The organism is Sphingopyxis sp. sgz302558 (assembly GCF_057220455.1).
In genome coordinates this window covers 987,636-1,003,604 of the sequence record NZ_JBXPUZ010000001.1, presented here as the reverse complement: position 1 = coordinate 1,003,604, position 15,969 = coordinate 987,636, and the positions used below count along the sequence as shown (strand labels likewise).

The 15,969-nt window shown below is 61.9% G+C and carries 17 protein-coding genes; 5 read left to right on the top strand and 12 right to left on the bottom strand.

Translation table 11 applies throughout. The features are described 5' to 3' along the window. Nucleotides 1-10 precede the first annotated feature (10 nt). A complete protein-coding gene (locus AC2TC0_RS05010; RefSeq protein ID WP_484716381.1) occupies nt 11-751 on the bottom strand; it encodes a polysaccharide biosynthesis/export family protein in 741 nt (246 codons plus the stop codon). Nucleotides 752-823: 72 nt separating this feature from the next. Continuing rightward, the gene (locus tag AC2TC0_RS05005) at nt 824-2,278 is read right to left on the bottom strand and encodes an O-antigen ligase family protein (RefSeq protein ID WP_484716380.1); all 1,455 of its coding nucleotides are present in this window, start codon (nt 2,276-2,278) and stop codon (nt 824-826) included. Nucleotides 2,279-2,470: 192 nt separating this feature from the next. Here AC2TC0_RS05005 and wecB point away from each other — a divergent pair, with 192 nt between their 5' ends. Together wecB and wecC are read left to right on the top strand one after the other, a co-directional pair. Next, entirely contained in the window at nt 2,471-3,598 is a 1,128-nt protein-coding gene (wecB, locus tag AC2TC0_RS05000) for a non-hydrolyzing UDP-N-acetylglucosamine 2-epimerase (RefSeq protein ID WP_484716379.1), read from the top strand. Further along, nucleotides 3,582-4,877, top strand: a complete 1,296-nt coding sequence (gene wecC / locus AC2TC0_RS04995; protein WP_484716378.1) for a UDP-N-acetyl-D-mannosamine dehydrogenase — start codon at nt 3,582-3,584, stop codon at nt 4,875-4,877. Before wecB ends, wecC begins: the two co-directional genes overlap by 17 nt. A gap of 5 nt (nt 4,878-4,882) precedes the next feature. On the opposite strand, the gene AC2TC0_RS04990 is transcribed toward wecC, so the two are convergent. Genes AC2TC0_RS04990 through AC2TC0_RS04965 form a run of 6 tightly spaced genes read right to left on the bottom strand, consistent with a single transcriptional unit; the run spans nt 4,883 to nt 10,736 of the window. Then, nucleotides 4,883-5,641, bottom strand: coding sequence for a metallophosphoesterase (locus AC2TC0_RS04990; protein WP_484716377.1), 759 nt, complete (start codon nt 5,639-5,641; stop codon nt 4,883-4,885). A 4-nt stretch (nt 5,642-5,645) separates the two neighbouring features. Continuing rightward, nucleotides 5,646-6,527, bottom strand: a complete 882-nt coding sequence (gene mmsB, locus AC2TC0_RS04985) for a 3-hydroxyisobutyrate dehydrogenase (RefSeq protein ID WP_484716376.1) — start codon at nt 6,525-6,527, stop codon at nt 5,646-5,648. A gap of 3 nt (nt 6,528-6,530) precedes the next feature. Further along, complete coding sequence (locus AC2TC0_RS04980; protein ID WP_484716375.1) at nt 6,531-7,313, bottom strand: enoyl-CoA hydratase-related protein; 783 nt, start codon at nt 7,311-7,313, stop codon at nt 6,531-6,533. Further along, on the bottom strand, nt 7,310-8,350 hold the full coding sequence (locus AC2TC0_RS04975) for an enoyl-CoA hydratase/isomerase family protein (RefSeq protein ID WP_484716374.1): 1,041 nt from the start codon (nt 8,348-8,350) through the stop codon (nt 7,310-7,312). The genes AC2TC0_RS04980 and AC2TC0_RS04975 overlap by 4 nt, the downstream gene beginning before the upstream one ends. Further along, nucleotides 8,347-9,492 (bottom strand): acyl-CoA dehydrogenase family protein, encoded by a 1,146-nt coding sequence (locus tag AC2TC0_RS04970; protein ID WP_484716373.1) that lies wholly within the window; start codon nt 9,490-9,492, stop codon nt 8,347-8,349. The genes AC2TC0_RS04975 and AC2TC0_RS04970 overlap by 4 nt, the downstream gene beginning before the upstream one ends. Then, a complete protein-coding gene (locus AC2TC0_RS04965; RefSeq protein WP_484716372.1) occupies nt 9,489-10,736 on the bottom strand; it encodes an NAD(P)/FAD-dependent oxidoreductase in 1,248 nt (415 codons plus the stop codon). The genes AC2TC0_RS04970 and AC2TC0_RS04965 overlap by 4 nt, the downstream gene beginning before the upstream one ends. A 106-nt stretch (nt 10,737-10,842) precedes the next feature. On the opposite strand from AC2TC0_RS04965, the gene pgmG reads away from it, so the two are divergent. From pgmG to AC2TC0_RS04950, 3 genes are read left to right on the top strand one after another with little or no spacing between them, the layout of a single operon-like run. After that, nucleotides 10,843-12,225 carry a phosphoglucomutase/phosphomannomutase PgmG gene (gene pgmG / locus AC2TC0_RS04960; RefSeq protein WP_484716371.1) on the top strand — a complete coding sequence of 461 codons (1,383 nt, stop codon included), beginning with the start codon at nt 10,843-10,845 and terminating at the stop codon, nt 12,223-12,225. Further along, nucleotides 12,225-13,022, top strand: a complete 798-nt coding sequence (locus AC2TC0_RS04955; protein ID WP_484716370.1) for a class I mannose-6-phosphate isomerase — start codon at nt 12,225-12,227, stop codon at nt 13,020-13,022. The genes pgmG and AC2TC0_RS04955 overlap by 1 nt, the downstream gene beginning before the upstream one ends. Nucleotides 13,023-13,033: 11 nt before the next feature. Then, a complete protein-coding gene (locus AC2TC0_RS04950; RefSeq protein WP_484716369.1) occupies nt 13,034-14,095 on the top strand; it encodes a mannose-1-phosphate guanylyltransferase/mannose-6-phosphate isomerase in 1,062 nt (353 codons plus the stop codon). A 212-nt stretch (nt 14,096-14,307) separates the two neighbouring features. On the opposite strand, the gene AC2TC0_RS04945 is transcribed toward AC2TC0_RS04950, so the two are convergent. The 4 genes from AC2TC0_RS04945 to AC2TC0_RS04930 all read right to left on the bottom strand — a co-directional run bounded on the left by AC2TC0_RS04945 (nt 14,308) and on the right by AC2TC0_RS04930 (nt 15,928). Then, nucleotides 14,308-14,691, bottom strand: coding sequence for a hypothetical protein (locus AC2TC0_RS04945; RefSeq protein ID WP_484716368.1), 384 nt, complete (start codon nt 14,689-14,691; stop codon nt 14,308-14,310). Nucleotides 14,692-14,760: 69 nt separating this feature from the next. Then, nucleotides 14,761-15,054 carry a helix-turn-helix domain-containing protein gene (locus tag AC2TC0_RS04940; protein ID WP_484716367.1) on the bottom strand — a complete coding sequence of 98 codons (294 nt, stop codon included), beginning with the start codon at nt 15,052-15,054 and terminating at the stop codon, nt 14,761-14,763. After that, nucleotides 15,051-15,392 (bottom strand): type II toxin-antitoxin system RelE/ParE family toxin, encoded by a 342-nt coding sequence (locus AC2TC0_RS04935; RefSeq protein WP_484716366.1) that lies wholly within the window; start codon nt 15,390-15,392, stop codon nt 15,051-15,053. The genes AC2TC0_RS04940 and AC2TC0_RS04935 overlap by 4 nt, the downstream gene beginning before the upstream one ends. Before the next feature lie 164 nt (nt 15,393-15,556). Next, nucleotides 15,557-15,928 carry a hypothetical protein gene (locus AC2TC0_RS04930; protein ID WP_484716365.1) on the bottom strand — a complete coding sequence of 124 codons (372 nt, stop codon included), beginning with the start codon at nt 15,926-15,928 and terminating at the stop codon, nt 15,557-15,559. Nucleotides 15,929-15,969 lie beyond the last annotated feature (41 nt).

Below are 15,969 nucleotides of genomic sequence, written 5' to 3'. Positions count from 1 at the left end.
ACTACGCCGATCAAATGTTGTTGCCGAGGATGATGAGAGGCGTCGTCAAGAGCGGCGATGCCTGCAGAATATCCTTGAACCGGCGACGCGCCGGACTGTCGCCAACGATAACCACATCGTTGGGATAAACTTCGGGATCGGCATAGTTACCACGCCGAATAGCTCCAAGGTTATACATCCCTACGTATTGCTGGCCCGCCACCCTGCGAAAAATGAGGACATCATCCTGTTTCGCAAACTCGGTCAGCCCGCCAGCCAGCGCAACGGCACGCATCAATGTCACCTTGCCCACTACCGGATATTGACCGGCCCGCAGCACTTCACCATCGACAGCAACCGCTTGGGACTGAAGCAACAAGGGTGACTCCGAGGCCTTGAAATTCGCCGTCACATTGGGATTCTTGACAAATCTGCCGCGCAGACGTTCTTCAATCTCGGTTGCGATTTCCTCTGGCGTTCGACCCGCAGCCTTGACTACGCCGATCAGGGGATAAGCAAAATCCCCTTGCCCATCGGTCAATATTTCTCGGGACAAATCCGGTATGCCGAACACTTCGACGGCTAACTCGGTGAACGGCCCAATAAAGGAAGCGCGCGCGCCCTGTTGCACGTCGATACCGGTAGGTGCGGGAAGTTCGTTCAATTTCGTCACGCCGCTGGCCGGGTTTATGCCAACCGGTTGCAGCTTACCGCCGCAGCTCGCCAAGGAAATCGCGAGGAAGCACACACTGATTGTTCCAATTAATCTCATTCACCGATAACCTGTCGATCTTAGCTGCTATGCCTGCCGAATAGAGGGCGTTCGCCCTCTCTACAAGTTATGTTATGGCTTCGACGGCACGCTATCATAGCTATTGCTGTCGCGATCATTTACGGTCTGCAGCATGACTGCCAAAAGCACGGCGACCATCGCAAGTGATGGCGTGCGCAAAGGGTAATCCACCGCACTGGCAAGAACGAACACCAAAAGGCCGGCGGCAATTGTCCTGCGCTCGGCGGTTTGGAAAATGTTCGGAGCAGCAGAGTGGCCCCGGTGCCTCACGAACGTCCACACCAACCAAGCCAAGCCTGCTAAAAGTAAAAGTACCGCCGGAACCCCGCCTTCAATGGGAAACTGGAGCCAGTCATTGTGCGCATGGTTGAGGTAGGTGGGGCTTAGCATCGAATCAGGCTCCACAATCTGAAAAATTCGTGGGAAGGTTCCGAAACCGGCTCCCAGAAACCCATATGTCGTCAACAAATCCAGGATTTGTGGCAAAGCCTGCAAACGCACTTCGTCGTCAGCCTTTTCGTTGACGAGGCGGCTCAGCGAATTCGCGCGCTCTGAAAAATAAAACATAATAGTCAATAAGGTGAGCATGATGACGGGCAGCCCAGCTCGCAGTAGCAGCGGGCTACCGCCAGAGGTTAGCTGACGTTTGGGTGGTGGCAGAGCTTTGGTCGTCTGGCGCGGCCGCTTTGGCGGACGCCGTTCATATCCGGCCATGAAGAGCGCATATCCCACGAAAAATCCAACGATACCGCAGATAAAGCCCAAGCGGGATCCGATCGCTAGAATGATCAACAAGAATGTTAGCACGCTGGCAGCCAAGGCAAACAAAACTCCAGTTCGCCGTTTAGGTGACTGTAACTCGACAAAAGCCAGCCAGCCACTGGACATGAGGGCAATGGACAGCAGTACGGCGTTATGGTTGCGGTTGGAGAACAGACCAACCAAGGACGTACCGTTGGTAATCCGGTACAGATAGGCGGCGCTGCCTGGCCCTGCGACAAACTGCATCAAGCTGAGCACAGCCGATGCAATCCCGAAAAACCAGATGATCCACCAGAACATCTTGCGCTGCGGCACAGGCACCGTCACCGCCGTTAGCAAAGCTGCAATCGGCACTACCAGCGCAAACATGCTGTTGGCGGTATGCGACGGGGCCAGACTTATCGAACGCCACTGGTCAACCATTCCCAGCCGCTGGTCCAGCGCCTGAATCAGCTCGCGCCCGGCGAGACTTTGCCACACCGCAGGAGGCATCGGCAATTGCTGGATCGCCATCCATCCGGCAAGCAAAAGGAATATCAACAATGGAAGCCGATACGGGCGCAAAGCGGCAGGCGGCATGGTAGCGAGGGCGAAGCCTGCGAAAACAACTGCCAATCCCCGAAGCAACGGCAAAGAACTGATATCGCTTCGAGAGCCACCACCCATGAGCGCCACAATCGCGACAAATAGAGCAAAGCACAGAATGCCGACGTTGATCTCTCGGGCCGGAGCCTTTCTGGCCAATCGCGTTGATCTCATGCGCGTGTAAAACCTGTGTTGGGCGGCAGCACCGCCTTTGATGGCGAGTGCGCATATGCGCGCCGCTGGTCAATAACAAGTCAGTCAGTCACAATATGCGTTAAACAGAGTGAAAGCAGGGCAGGCTAATACATCTCATCACTCGTGCGACCGAAAAGCCACATGCCCCAAACCGCCATGCCAACCAACATCGCCATCATCTTCGGTACCCGCCCGGAAGCCATCAAAATGTTTCCCGTCGTCCACGCCCTGCGCGCAACTCCTAATGTCGAAACGCGCGTCATCGTCACGGCGCAGCATCGCGAAATGCTTGACCAAGTTCTCGCCATCGCGGGCATCACGCCCGACATCGACCTCGACGTCATGACGCCGAACCAGTCGCTCGACGCGCTACTCGCGCGGCTGGTGACAGGGCTGGGCGAAGTGTTTGATCGCGACCGGCCAGCGCGGGTGCTCGTCCACGGCGACACGCTGACCACCATGGCGGCGACGCTGGCCGCCTATTTTCGCAAGATTCCGGTCGGGCATGTCGAGGCGGGATTGCGCAGCGGCAATATCTACCACCCCTGGCCCGAAGAGGTGAATCGCAAAGTCGCGGGCGCAGTGGCCGATCTGCATTTTGCTCCGACCGAAACGGCGGCGGCGGCCTTGCGGGCAGAAAATGTGCCTGACGAACGAATCTATGTCACCGGCAATACGGTGATCGACGCGTTGCTCGCCACGACCGCGCGCCTGAAGGACGAACCCGCGCTTGCCGCCGGGCTCGATTCCTTGGCCGCGCGCTTTGCGGGTAAGCGCATCATCGCCGTCACTTCGCACCGGCGCGAAAATTTTGGCGGCGGGATGGAGGCGATTGCCGCCGCGATCGCGGCTATCGCCGCGCGCGAGGATGTTGCCGTGATCTTCCCCGTCCACCCCAACCCGCAGGTGCGCGCGGCGATGGAGCCCGTGTTGGGCGATCTCGCCAACGTCGCCCTCATTGACCCGCTTGATTACCCCCACTTCGTCCGGCTGCTGGGCATGAGCACGCTAGTGCTGACCGACAGCGGCGGGGTGCAGGAAGAGGCGCCTTCGCTGGGCAAACCGGTACTGGTGATGCGCGAGACGACCGAACGGCCCGAGGGGATCGAGGCGGGCACGGCGCGGCTCGTCGGCACCGACCGCGCACGTATCGTTACCGAAATTTTCAGCCTTTTGGACGACAAGAGCGCCTACGAAGCCATGGCGCGCGCCCATAATCCCTTTGGCGACGGCACGGCTGCCCAACGGATTGCGGAGATTGTCGCGCGTGCCCACCGATGTTGAACAGCGGGTTGCTGTCCTTGGCCTTGGCTATATCGGCCTGCCGACCGCTGCGCTGATCGCGCGATCGGGCTGCCGCGTCACCGGCGTCGATGTCAGCCAGAGCGTCGTCGACACCGTCAACAGCGGCAAGGTGCATATTGAAGAGGTCGACCTCGACGGGTTGGTGCAGGGTGTGGTTGCCCGCGGGACGTTGACGGCGTCGACCAATGTCGCGCCTGCCGATTGCTTTGTCATTGCCGTCCCGACACCACACGATGCCGAGCATCGGCCCGATATCAGCCACGTTCTGGCCGCCGCGCGCGCGATTGCGCCGGTGTTGGCTGCGGGCAATCTGGTGATCCTCGAATCCACCTCGCCCGTGGGCACGACCGAAAAAGTGGCGGCACTGCTCGCTGAGTTGCGCCCCGACCTCAAAGTCCCTGGCCATTGTGCCGGGGCCGCCGATATTTTCGTCGCCTATTGCCCCGAACGCGTTTTGCCGGGGCGCATTTTGGTCGAGTTGGTCGACAATGACCGCTGCATCGGGGGCATCACCCCCCGCTGTGCGCGCCGTGCCATGACATTCTACCGCCAGTTTGTGCGCGGGGCATGCGTCACCACCACCGCGCGCGCGGCCGAAATGGTGAAGCTGGTCGAGAACAGCTACCGCGACGTCAACATTGCCTTTGCCAACGAGCTGTCGATGATTGCCGACGAAATGAAGGTCGATGTGTGGGACGTCATCGCGCTCGCCAACCGCCACCCGCGCGTGAATATTCTCCAGCCCGGCCCAGGCGTCGGTGGCCATTGCATTGCAGTCGACCCCTGGTTCCTAGTGCATGGCGCGCCCCAGCAGAGCCGTTTGATCCGCACTGCGCGGGAAGTGAATCTGTCCAAAACGGCGCACGTCATCGCCGCAGCGGAGGCATTGGTCGCCGCCCACCCCGGCGCGGCGGTCGCCTGTCTGGGCCTCGCCTTCAAACCCAATATCGATGATTTCCGCGAAAGCCCTGCCGTCGAGGTTGCTGCTGCACTGGCTCGCAAGTTTGGGCCGCAGATCCGTGTTGTGGAACCCTATGCTCGGGGGCTGCCGATGGAATTTGCCGGGACGGGCGCGGCGCTGGTCGATCTTGATACTGCGCTTACCGAATGCGAAATTCTGATCGTGTTGGTCGATCACGAGCTATTCAAATCGATCCCGCTGGACGAGCGCGCCGACAAGCGCGTCTATGACACGCGCGGACTATGGCCCGACCAGCCCGCACCAGCGAACGGCCCGGCGCTGATCCGCGCCGCATAACCTGCTCAGGTCGTAAGATACCAGCGACTGGTCCCTTCCAGCCCGATGGCCGTCAGCCGACCCGAGGCATAAGCGCCCGTATCGATACCGATGCGGTTGGGATGTTCGTCGACGGCTTCGGTGATGGTGTGACCGTGAATGACCATCGCGCCGTGCCAGCGCGGGTCCAACAGGAATGGTTCGCGAATCCAGCGCAGGTCTGATGGCTTTTGTGCACCCAACTCTACGCCGGGTTTGATCCCAGCGTGGACAAACAGATAATCGCCGATCTCCACAAATTCCTCGGCCCCCTCCAACAGCGCGCGGTGGTGCTCGGGTACCGCGGCTTGCAGCGCGGGCATGAGTTCCTCGAACGACATGGCGCGATAGGCATCACCCCTGATGCCATAGCTCCAAATGGTCTCCTCGCCGCCAATGCGGCAGAAAAGGCGCAAGGATTCGAGACTTCCGCCCAAAGCCTTCAAGAACACTTCCTCATGGTTGGCGGTGAGCAGCCGGATCTTGCGGTGCCGGGCGAGCGCGTGCGCGCGCTCGACGACTGCTGCTGAATCGGGGCCGCGATCGATCAAATCGCCCAGCAGCACGATGGTCGTATCCGCATCGCCTCGGGCAACGTCATCGGCTTCAATCCGCTCGATTAGCGTCGCAAACAAATTGTCACAGCCGTGGATATCGCCGATCGCATAGACGCGCTGGCCCTCCGGCACGGCGGGGACGGGATATTTGGGGGCAGGAGCACCCCGGCGGAGCAAAGCACGCAGCATGGGTTCAGTCCAAGGCGTCCAGCGCCAGAATGATCGCTGAAAAATCATGGCCGTCGATATCGGCAGCGACATACGCCTCATACAATTCGCGCGCGCGGTTGCCCATCGGCACATTGGCATCGACGCTGGCGGCGGCTTCCATTGCGAGGCGCAGATCCTTAAGCATCAACGCGGCAGCAAATCCGCCCCTGTAATCATTGTCGGCGGGCGAGGTCGGCCCGACTCCCGGCAGCGGGCAATAGCTGGTCAGCGACCAATTCTGCCCCGAGCTGACCGAGGCAATGTCGTAAAATCGCTGCGGGTCGAGGCCGAGTTTCTGCGCCAGCGCAAGTGTTTCGCAGGTCGCGACCATCGACGCGCCAAGCAGCATATTGTTGCAAATCTTGGCCGCCTGCCCCGCCCCGCTGTCGCCTGCGTGGATGACAGCCTTGCCCATCGCGGCGAGGATCGGCTCGGCACGTGCGAACGCTGCCTCGCTACCGCCGACCATGAAGGTTAGCGTGCCCGCGTTTGCCGCCGCAATGCCGCCCGACACGGGGGCATCCACTGCCACCAGCCCCTGCGCTGCTGCTGCGCTGGCGTTGCTGCGCGCGGTGGCGACGTCGATGGTCGAACAGTCGATCAGCAGCGTATCGGGCGCGGCGTTGCCGAACACATCATCGGTATAAACCGCCGCCACATGCTTGCCTGCGGGCAGCATGGTGACGACCACCTCTGCTCCGCCAACGGCTTCGGAGGCGCTGGCCGCGCGCGCGCAGCCGGCGGCTTCGGCACGGTCGAGCGCCTCGTCGCTGAGGTCGAAAGCACGAACCTCATGCCCGGCCTTCGCCAGATTGGCAGCCATCCCGCCGCCCATATTGCCAAGACCGATGAAGGCGATTTTCATGGCTTACCGTCCTGTCCAGACGCTAGGGCGCTTCTCGATAAACGCCGCCATCCCTTCGGCCTTGTCCGCCGTTGCAGTCAGCACTTGGAAGATGCGCCGTTCCATCATCAGCCCTTGATCGAGCGTCGTTTCAAAGGCGGCGTTGACCATTTCCTTGTTCGCGATCGCCGCAAGCGGCGGCATGGCGGCGATATCGGTCGCGGTCTTGATCGCTTCGTCCACCAACGAGGCCAGCGGGACGACGCGCACGACAAGGCCGCTACGTTCGGCTTCTTCCGCGCCCATCATCCGCCCAGTCAGGCACATTTCCATCGCTTTCGCCTTGCCGATGGCGCGGGTCAGGCGCTGCGATCCGCCCATGCCGGGGGCGACGCCCAGCTTGATTTCGGGCTGGCCGAAACGCGCGCTGTCCGCCGCAATGATAAAATCGGCCATCATCGCAAGCTCGCACCCGCCGCCCAGCGCAAAGCCGTTAACGGCCGCAATCCACGGCTTTCGCACCGCCTTCACCAAATGGCTGGTCCAGCGGCTGAAGAAATCATCGGCGTAGAAATCGGACGTCGGCTTGTCGGCCATTTCCTTGATATCGGCGCCCGCCGCAAAGGCCTTTTCACCCGCACCGGTCAACACCGCGCAGCGCTGGCCGGGGTCAGCCTCGAAAGCCGCAAAGGCGCTGATGAGTTCTTCGAGGACGTGGCTATTGAGCGCGTTCAGCGATTGGGGTCGGTTGAGCGTAATCAGCGTCACCGCGCCGCGCGTTTCGGTGAGGATGGTTTCGTAGGTCACAGGGGCTTCCATTCTTCGTTGTCGGGCAGCGGCGCAAAGATGGCGTCGAGCAGTTCGTCGGTCACACCCTCTGCCGTAGCCGGATTCCATTGCGGCGCATTGTCCTTGTCGACAATCACCGCGCGCACGCCTTCGGCGAAATCGGGCCGAGTGAGGACGCGCGAAGCAATCCGATACTCCATCGCCATATTGGCGGCAAAGTCGGACAGACCCACGCTGGTCGCCAACTGGCGCAGTGCGACCTTGCAAGTCTGCGGGCTCTTGGTGCGCAAGGTTGCCAGCTCTTTGGTGGCCCATTCGCCGCCATTGGCTTCCAGTGCAGCGAAGATGTCCTCCAGCTGGTCACTGGCAAACAGGCGGTCGATGTCCGCGCGATTGGACAGGATGCGCGCGGGCGGCGGTTCCACTACCATATTGTCCAGCACTGCCCCCACTTGCTCACCAGCGGCAATGCGCGCCTTGGCATCCGCCAGCGCGGCGGAAGGCAAATAATGAGTGGCGAGGCCCACAGCGAAACATTCGGCGCCATCAAGCCGCGCGCCGGTCAGCGCCAGAAATGCACCAATCCGTCCCGGCATCCGCGAGAGATACCAACCGCCGCCGACATCAGGGAACAGTCCGATCCCTGTTTCAGGCATGGCGAGCCGGGTGTTTTCGGTGGCCACACGGAATCGCGCGGGCTGCGAAATGCCAACCCCGCCGCCCATGGTGATGCCATCCATGAAGGCGACCACCGGCTTGGGATAGGTGAACAGCAGATGGTTGAGCTGATATTCGTCGTGGAAGAATTTGCGGCCTGACGCGCCGCCGTCGTTCAGCGCGCTCCTGCGCAGGAAAGCAATATCGCCGCCCGCGCAGAATCCGCGTCCCTCGGCGTGGTCAATGACGATGGTCTGAACCGATGCGTCGTTGCGCCATCCAAGCAACGCGGCAGTCATGGCGTGGACCATGTCGAGGTTGAGGGCATGGAGCGCGCTCGGACGGTTCAGGCTGATGTGGCCCGCCACGCCGTCTACGCGAGTCAGAATTTCGGTCATTGACGCAGCAAATCCCGGCCCACGATCATCCGCATCACCTGATTGGTGCCTTCCAATATCGAATGTACGCGAAGGTCGCGCCAAAAGCGTTCGATTGGATAATCCTTCAGATAGCCGTAGCCGCCAAACAGCTGCAGCGCCTTATTGACCACCTCGCTGCCGTTGTCGGTCGAAAGGCGCTTGGCCATCGCCGAAAAGCGCGATTTGTCGGGCGCATTCGCATTGACCTTGGCTGCAGCGAGGTAAAGCAGCGCGCGGGCCGCCTCTAGATCGGTAGCCATGTCGGCGAGCATGAACTGGGTGTTCTGGAAATCGGCAACCGGCTGGCCGAATTGCTGGCGTTCCTTGGTGTACTTGATTGCCTCATCGAGGCAGCGCTGCGCTCCCCCCAGACTGCACGCGCCGATGTTGAGGCGGCCACCATCTAGGCCAGCCATGGCAAAGCGGAAGCCGTCGCCCTCTGCGCCGACCCGGTTGGCCACCGGCACGCGACAGTCCTCGAAAATCACTTGCGCGGTGGGCGACGCGTTCCAGCCAAGCTTCTTTTCGGGCGCGCCGAACGACAGGCCGGGTGTGCCCTTTTCAACAACCAGGCAACTGATGCCCTTTGCCCCCGCATCGCCGGTGCGCACCATCACGACATAGACGTCGTTCACCCCGGCGCCCGAGATAAACTGTTTGGTGCCGTTCAAAACATAGTCGTCACCATCGCGCCGCGCGGTCGTTTTGAGCGCGGCGGCGTCGGAGCCCGAACCGGGTTCGGTCAGGCAATAGCTGGCGATTTTTTCCATGCTGACCAGACTGGGCAGGAAACGCGCCTTGAGTTCGGCCGAGCCGAAGCAATCGATCATCCACGCCGCCATATTGTGGATGGAAATATAGGAAGAGGTGGCGGGGCAACCATAGGCCATGGCTTCCATGATCAATGCCGCCTCCAGCCGCCCTAGCCCGATGCCACCGCTGGCTTCGCTCACATAAATGGAGCCGAACCCGAGCTGGCCCGCCGCCTTCCAAACATCTACGGGGTAGTGGCTTTTTTCGTCCCACTCGCCGGCAAAAGGCGTGATGCGATCAGCAGTGAACTTGCGCGCCATATCCTGAATGGCGAGCTGATCGTCGGTCAGGGCGAACTGGTCGGTCATTGCTTGTCCTCGGCCATTGCGGCCATCAATTCTTTGAGCGGTACGCTGGCGTCGGCCAAGCGAGCGGGATCGATTCGCGCCCGCGCCAGCACCAGCGCGCGGCCCTGCACATAATCTTTTGTTGCGTTGACGCAATCGAGCGCCATCACCCGACCCTGCTTCAAATAGACTACCGAAAAGCTGCGCGTTGCCGGATCGCCGCGCATGATGCAATCGTCGAAGCCCGCCGACAGGCCGACCGTTTGCAGTTTCAAATCATATTGGTTCGACCAGAACCATGGCACGGCGTCATAGGCGGCGCTCTCCACCCCTACGATATGTTTCGCCGCCACTGTCGCCTGATCATTAGCGTTCTGCACCGATTCGAGCCGGACCGCAGCACCGCCCACAAAATTGTTATGGTGCAGCGCACAATCACCGACCGCATAGATATCGGGCAGGTTGGTGCGCTGCTGGGCGTCAACCAGGACGCCATTGTCCCCTTGGGCGCCCGCCGTACGAAGTGGCTCCACCGCCGGGGAAATACCTATGCCGACGATGACAAGGTCGACTGGGATCATGCTGCCATCATCAAGACGCACGCCGGTCACGCGCTCGTCGCCTTCAATCGCGGCAATCCGCACACCCAGGCGCAAATCGACCCCGTGGGCGCGATGCTCGGCCTCGAAAAAGCGTGACAACGGTTCGCCCGCCACGCGGGCCAGGACGCGGTCCAGCGCTTCGAGCAGCACTACGGGCTTGCCCGCTTTGCGCAGCACTGCTGCCGCCTCCAGCCCGATATAGCCACCGCCGATTACGACAATATTCCGCGCCGTAGCCGCTGCTGCGATCATCGCGTCGGCATCAGCACGCGTGCGTACGCCCTGAACCCCAGGTAAATCGCCGCCGGGCAACGGCAGCGCGCGCGCATGCCCGCCCGCTGCCCAAATCAGCTTGCCATAATGGATGGTGACGCCGCGGCTGGTGCTGACGGTGTGCGCCGCCGGGTCCACCGCGTCGACGCGCTCGCCCAGTCGCATGGCAACTGCGCGATCGTCCCAGAAATGGGGTGGGCGCAGCAGCAAACGAGCAAAGTCCTTTTCGCCGGCGAAATATTCCTTGGACAGCGGGGGGCGTTCATAGGGCAGTTCGGATTCTTCGCTCACAATCGCGATGGTGCCGTCAAATTTTGCCATCCTGAGTGCAATGGCCGCCTGCGCCCCGGCATGACCACCGCCGACAATCAGGACATCGAAGGATTCCATGAATTAACCCCTGCCAACCGTCATACTTCCGCTATAGACGCGGCGCGCGCAGAGCCGCCATAGCGGCATTGCGGAACAATGCCATTTTCAGGAACGTTTACCCACCATGCATCAATTTCATTCCACGTCGCTCCGGGAATATGACATCCGTGGGATTGTCGGCGATACGCTTGGCGAGGCCGACGCCTATGCCATTGGGCGCGGCTTTGCGACGCTGATCGGGCGGGCGGGCGGCAATACAGTCGCAGTGGGCTATGACGGGCGGGTAAGTTCGCCAAGCCTTGCCGAGGCCTTGGTGCGCGGGTTGAACGACAGTGGCTGTAATGCCGTCATCATCGGCATGGGGCCAACGCCGATGCTTTATTATGCCGAAGCAGTGATGGACGAAGTCGACGGCGGCATCATGATTACCGGCAGCCACAACCCCGCCAATTACAATGGCTTTAAAATGGTGTTTCAGGGGCGGCCCTTCTTTGGTGCTGACATCCGCAAGCTGGGCGACATGGCGGCGGAAGGCGACTGGACGCAGGGCAATGGGACGTCGCGGACAATCGACATCATGGATCGCTATATCGACCGGCTGGTCGAGGATTTTGGCGGCACTGCTGCCCGTGTCGGCTGGGACTGCGGCAATGGCGCAGCGGGCGAGGTGGTGGCGCGGCTGGTCAAGCGGTTGCCAGGCGAGCATTTCGTGTTGTTCCCGGAAATTGACGGGAATTTCCCCAATCACCACCCCGATCCGACCGAGGAAAAGAATCTTGCCGACCTGAAGGCGCTGGTCGCCGAGAAGAACCTGGATTTCGGCGTCGCGTTCGATGGCGACGGCGACCGGATCGGCGCAATCGACGGCAAGGGCCGAGTGATCTGGGGCGACCAGCTGTTGCAAATCTATGCTGCTTGCGTGCTGAAAGATCTGCCTGGAGCCACGATCATTGCCGACGTTAAGGCTAGCCAAGCCCTGTTCGACCGCGTCGCCGAACTGGGCGGTCAGCCGTTGATGTGGAAAACCGGGCACAGCCTGATCAAGGCGAAGATGAAGGACACGGGATCGCCGCTCGCGGGCGAGATGAGCGGGCATGTGTTTTTCAAGCACCGTTATTTTGGCTTTGACGATGCCATCTATGCCGCGCTGCGCTTGATCGAGGCCCAGACGGTGCTGGGCCAGAGCGTGACGGCATTGCGCAGCGGCATGGCGGAGATGATCAACACCCCCGAAATGCGCTTTCAGGTCGACGAAAGCCGCAAATTTGCGGTGGTTGAAGAGATCCTCGAACGGCTGGCCGCCGAGGGCGCCGACGTCAACGCCACTGACGGGGCCCGGGTGAACACGCCCGATGGCTGGTGGCTGCTGCGGGCGTCGAACACGCAGGATGTGCTGGTCGCACGCGCCGAAGCGTCGAGCGATGCGGGGCTGGCGCGGCTGATGGACCAGATTGACGCGCAGCTCGCTCTTTCGGGCCTGAAGCGCGGCGAAAGCGTGGGCCATTGATGGGCGCGCGCCTGCTTGGGGTCCGGCAGGTCGCCAAGCCTTGGGGGCGCACGGAGCTGCCTGCGCCGTTCAGCAACGACGGGCACGAACCGGTAGGCGAAATCTGGTTTGCAGATGAAGACGCCGCGCCCCTGCCCCTGCTCGCCAAATATCTCTTCACGTCCGAAAAGCTGTCGATCCAGCTGCACCCCAATGACGCCCAGGCGCGCTCGCGCGGCCTCGACAGCGGCAAGGAAGAGTGCTGGTTGGTGATCGATGCTGGTCCGGACGCGGTGTTGGGCATCGGCACGCTGCACCCCCTGTCTGCCGACGAACTGCGCCGCGCCGCGCTAGATGGCAGCATCGAGGCGCTGATGGACTGGAAGCCCGTGCAACGCGGCGATTTTTTCTATGTGCCGGCGGGCACCGTGCACGCCATTGGCGCGGGCGTCAGCCTGATCGAGGTGCAACAAAACGCCGATGTCACCTATCGCCTTTATGATTATGGACGTCCGCGCGAATTGCATCTGGACGATGGCGTCGCGGTGGCCGATGCGCGGCCTTATGCCGATCCGCGCGCCACGCGGGTCGATTTTGCCGAGGACCGTTTGCTGGTCGATGGCCCGGTTTTCCGCGTCATGCTGGGCGGCGACCAGTGCGATCTGGCGGGCAGCGGCGCGACCCTGATCCTGCCGCTGGCGGGCCGCGCCTTTGCGGGCGCGACCAGTGCGGGCGCGGGCGACTGTCTGGCGGTTGACGAAGGCACGGCATGGCATGCCGATCCGGATGCGCGCTTGCTGATCGCGCGGATGGTGTGAGAACAAAGCGCATGACCAAAATCACCCCCGTCATCTTGTCCGGCGGATCGGGCACGCGGCTCTGGCCGCTGTCGACCGAGGCGCGGCCCAAGCAATTCCTGCCGCTCGCCGGGCCGGAGACGATGTTTGCTGCGACGCTGGCGCGGTGCGATGATGGCGCACGCTTTACGGCGCCGATGATTGTCGGGGCGGAGCGACATGCCGAGTTGCTGGCCGCAGAAGCTCCGGCGAACGCGCGGGTCATTCTCGAGCCGGTGGCGCGCAACACTGCACCAGCGATCGCGCTCGCTGCGCTCGCGGCGGGCGAGAAGGCTATGCTGCTGGTGATGCCGAGCGACCATGTGATTGCTGACCTGCCCGCCTTTCTGGCTGCCATTGATATCGCATTGCCCGCGGCAGAGGCCGGGTGGCTCGTCACTTTCGGGATTACTCCGACGGGACCCGAGACCGGCTTTGGCTATATCGCCATGGGCGATGCCCTGCCCGACGCCGCCGGGGTGCGGCGCGCGGCGCGCTTCATCGAAAAGCCCGCGCAAGACCGCGCCGAGGCGATGCTGGCGGCGGGCGACCATGTGTGGAACGCGGGCATTTTCCTGCTGCGCGCTGACCGGCTGCTGGCCGAGCTGGACCAGCATGCCCCGGCCATGCGCGCGGCGTGCGAGGCCGCCATGGCAGGCGCGGTGCATGACGGCGCGCTGGTACGGCCCGACGCGGCGGCCTTTGCCGATTGCCCCAGCGACAGCATCGATTATGCCGTGATGGAGCGCGCGGCCCAGGTGGTGGTGGTGCCGGTCAGCTGCGGCTGGAGCGACGTCGGCAGCTGGGACGCGCTGGCCGAACTGGGGCCACATGACGAAGGCGGCAACCGGCTGGGCGGCGATGTGATCGCGCTCGACAGCGCGGACAATCTGGTGCTGGCCGACGGGGTCAGGGTGACGCTGAGCGGCGTCGCGAACATGATCGTGGTGGCGACGGCGGGCGAAGTGATGATCGTGCCGCGCGGACGCGCCCAAGATGTGAAACGCATCGTCGAGGCGGTGAAGGCGCGGGCAGCGGCGTCCAAATTTCAGTAAACTTCACCGATAAGTCCAACTTTCGCAGCATGGGTGGCGGGGCGGCCGCGCGGTCGGCGCTGCGCGAAAGCCGCAGAAAACTGCGCAACTTCACACTATATTGCATGCGCGCGCGGGGCGCGGACGGGGTGAGAGATTGACTGCTGCTCATCCGACAGGGTGAAGCAAATTGGCGGCTTGTAGGAAAGCAAAAAGCCCCCCGCGCCGCGCGCTTAGCGGCAGGGGTATTTCTTGATGAACATGTCGGCGAACGCGGTTTTCATGCTGATCGATGGGCGCTGCGCCGCCGGATAGCTGCGCAGGTGCGCGAGCAGCTGGTCCGAATCGACCTTGGTGCCCTTGGGCGGGCAGCTGCTGGGATTGCCCGCGGCGCGTTCGCGGTCGAGCCGGGCGCGATAGGCCTTGCCGGCGGCCTGCCCTTCGGCCTTCAGCACTTTTAAGTCAGACGAAAACATCGCCATCGCGCCCTTGGCCTTGAGCGCATCGGCCTTGGCGAGGAAGGCCGCAACACTCATGTCGCCAGCGGCCGCAAGCGCCGGGGCGGCGAGCGTGAGGGCGGCGAGAGCGGCGGTAAGGGTTAGGGTTTTGGGGGGCATAGGGATTCCTGTTAAATTGGCTTGGACGCCATAGAGTAAGTCAGCACCGCACCTTGGGATGGATGCGCACTATTGCTGCAACAGCTCGCTAACCACCGACGGCTTGCGCGCTATCATGGCGAGCAGCACTTGCGCAGGGCCAGTGGGATGGCGGCGACCATGTTCCCAGTTGAGCAATGTGCCCTTCGCGACGCCGATACTCTTGGCAAAAGCGCTTTGTGAGAGGCCGGTCTGCGCGCGGACCTTGGCGACGTCGATAACCGGGACTGCGATCTGGTGCACGCGCGCGCCGGTATCCTTGCCCTTAGCGTGGGCGATGGCTTCGTTGAGGCCTTCGATCAGGCTGTCATAGACTTCGCTCATTCGCTTTCCCCGTAACTTGCGACCAATATTTTGCTGAGCTGGACAGCGTGCGCCAGTTCGGCCTTGGTCAAATTATCCTTCTCATTCTTGGCGAACACCGTCACCAGGATGACCGGCATGTGGGTGCCGCCGAACACATAAATTGTCCGGTAACCACCACTCTTGCCACCGCCCGCGCGCGGCACGCGAACCTTACGCAATCCGCCGCCAAGCGCCACTCCGGCTTCTGGATTAGCCGCCAGATAGGCGACGATCTCCATGCGTTCGTCATCCGACATGATCGCCTTTGCGCGCTTCAAAAAAGTGTCGAGTTCGATCACGGTTTGAAGTCGCGTCATCAGGCTTTATTATACGCCAATGGCGTATATGTCAATGGCACACATCAGGTGGAGTCTGTGCGACGACGCGCAGCCGGGCCTGGTCCACTCCAACGCATCGCCCCGCCTTTGAGGTGGGACTTGACCTCATTGAACTGTGTCACAGAATCAAGCCCAACCCCTTGTCAAGCACGGGGTGAAGAAGGGACTTGAAGATCCCGTCCAGCGTTACTGTGTCTCCATTGACTAGCGGAGCCAACTGCAAGTCCGTAAGTGGCTGCCAGCAAGTTCGCGGCCATCCATGTAAAATAGCCTGGCAGAAATACCACATGACCGTAGAATTGCGGTTGGAGCGCTAGATCGAACGTTGCCAGACTGCACAAGACCAGCAGCACCGAATTCACAGTATGAAAACGGCGGCCAATCGAGGTTGACGTAGCACCGAGCAAGACGCCGATCAGAAAGATATTGGCAAACCAACCGGGCTGAAAATGGGCGAGCGCAACAAAGCCGGACAAAAGAATTTGACCCCCAAACAGCGTGATGGGCTCGTTCAACGGAACAAACACTGTACGTAAAGCAGGGAGAGCAAGGCTCA

Excerpts from the sequence above, each read along its gene's own strand:
- AC2TC0_RS05010 (WP_484716381.1), bottom strand. The coding sequence starts at position 751 with ATGAGATTAATTGGAACAATCAGTGTGTGCTTCCTCGCGATTTCCTTG.
- wecB (WP_484716379.1), top strand. The coding sequence starts at position 2,471 with ATGCCAACCAACATCGCCATCATCTTCGGTACCCGCCCGGAAGCCATC.
- AC2TC0_RS04990 (WP_484716377.1), bottom strand. The coding sequence starts at position 5,641 with ATGCTGCGTGCTTTGCTCCGCCGGGGTGCTCCTGCCCCCAAATATCCC.
- mmsB (WP_484716376.1), bottom strand. The coding sequence starts at position 6,527 with ATGAAAATCGCCTTCATCGGTCTTGGCAATATGGGCGGCGGGATGGCT.
- AC2TC0_RS04975 (WP_484716374.1), bottom strand. The coding sequence starts at position 8,350 with ATGACCGAAATTCTGACTCGCGTAGACGGCGTGGCGGGCCACATCAGC.
- AC2TC0_RS04970 (WP_484716373.1), bottom strand. The coding sequence starts at position 9,492 with ATGACCGACCAGTTCGCCCTGACCGACGATCAGCTCGCCATTCAGGAT.
- AC2TC0_RS04965 (WP_484716372.1), bottom strand. The coding sequence starts at position 10,736 with ATGGAATCCTTCGATGTCCTGATTGTCGGCGGTGGTCATGCCGGGGCG.
- pgmG (WP_484716371.1), top strand. The coding sequence starts at position 10,843 with ATGCATCAATTTCATTCCACGTCGCTCCGGGAATATGACATCCGTGGG.
- AC2TC0_RS04955 (WP_484716370.1), top strand. The coding sequence starts at position 12,225 with ATGGGCGCGCGCCTGCTTGGGGTCCGGCAGGTCGCCAAGCCTTGGGGG.
- AC2TC0_RS04950 (WP_484716369.1), top strand. The coding sequence starts at position 13,034 with ATGACCAAAATCACCCCCGTCATCTTGTCCGGCGGATCGGGCACGCGG.
- AC2TC0_RS04945 (WP_484716368.1), bottom strand. The coding sequence starts at position 14,691 with ATGCCCCCCAAAACCCTAACCCTTACCGCCGCTCTCGCCGCCCTCACG.
- AC2TC0_RS04940 (WP_484716367.1), bottom strand. The coding sequence starts at position 15,054 with ATGAGCGAAGTCTATGACAGCCTGATCGAAGGCCTCAACGAAGCCATC.
- AC2TC0_RS04935 (WP_484716366.1), bottom strand. The coding sequence starts at position 15,392 with ATGACGCGACTTCAAACCGTGATCGAACTCGACACTTTTTTGAAGCGC.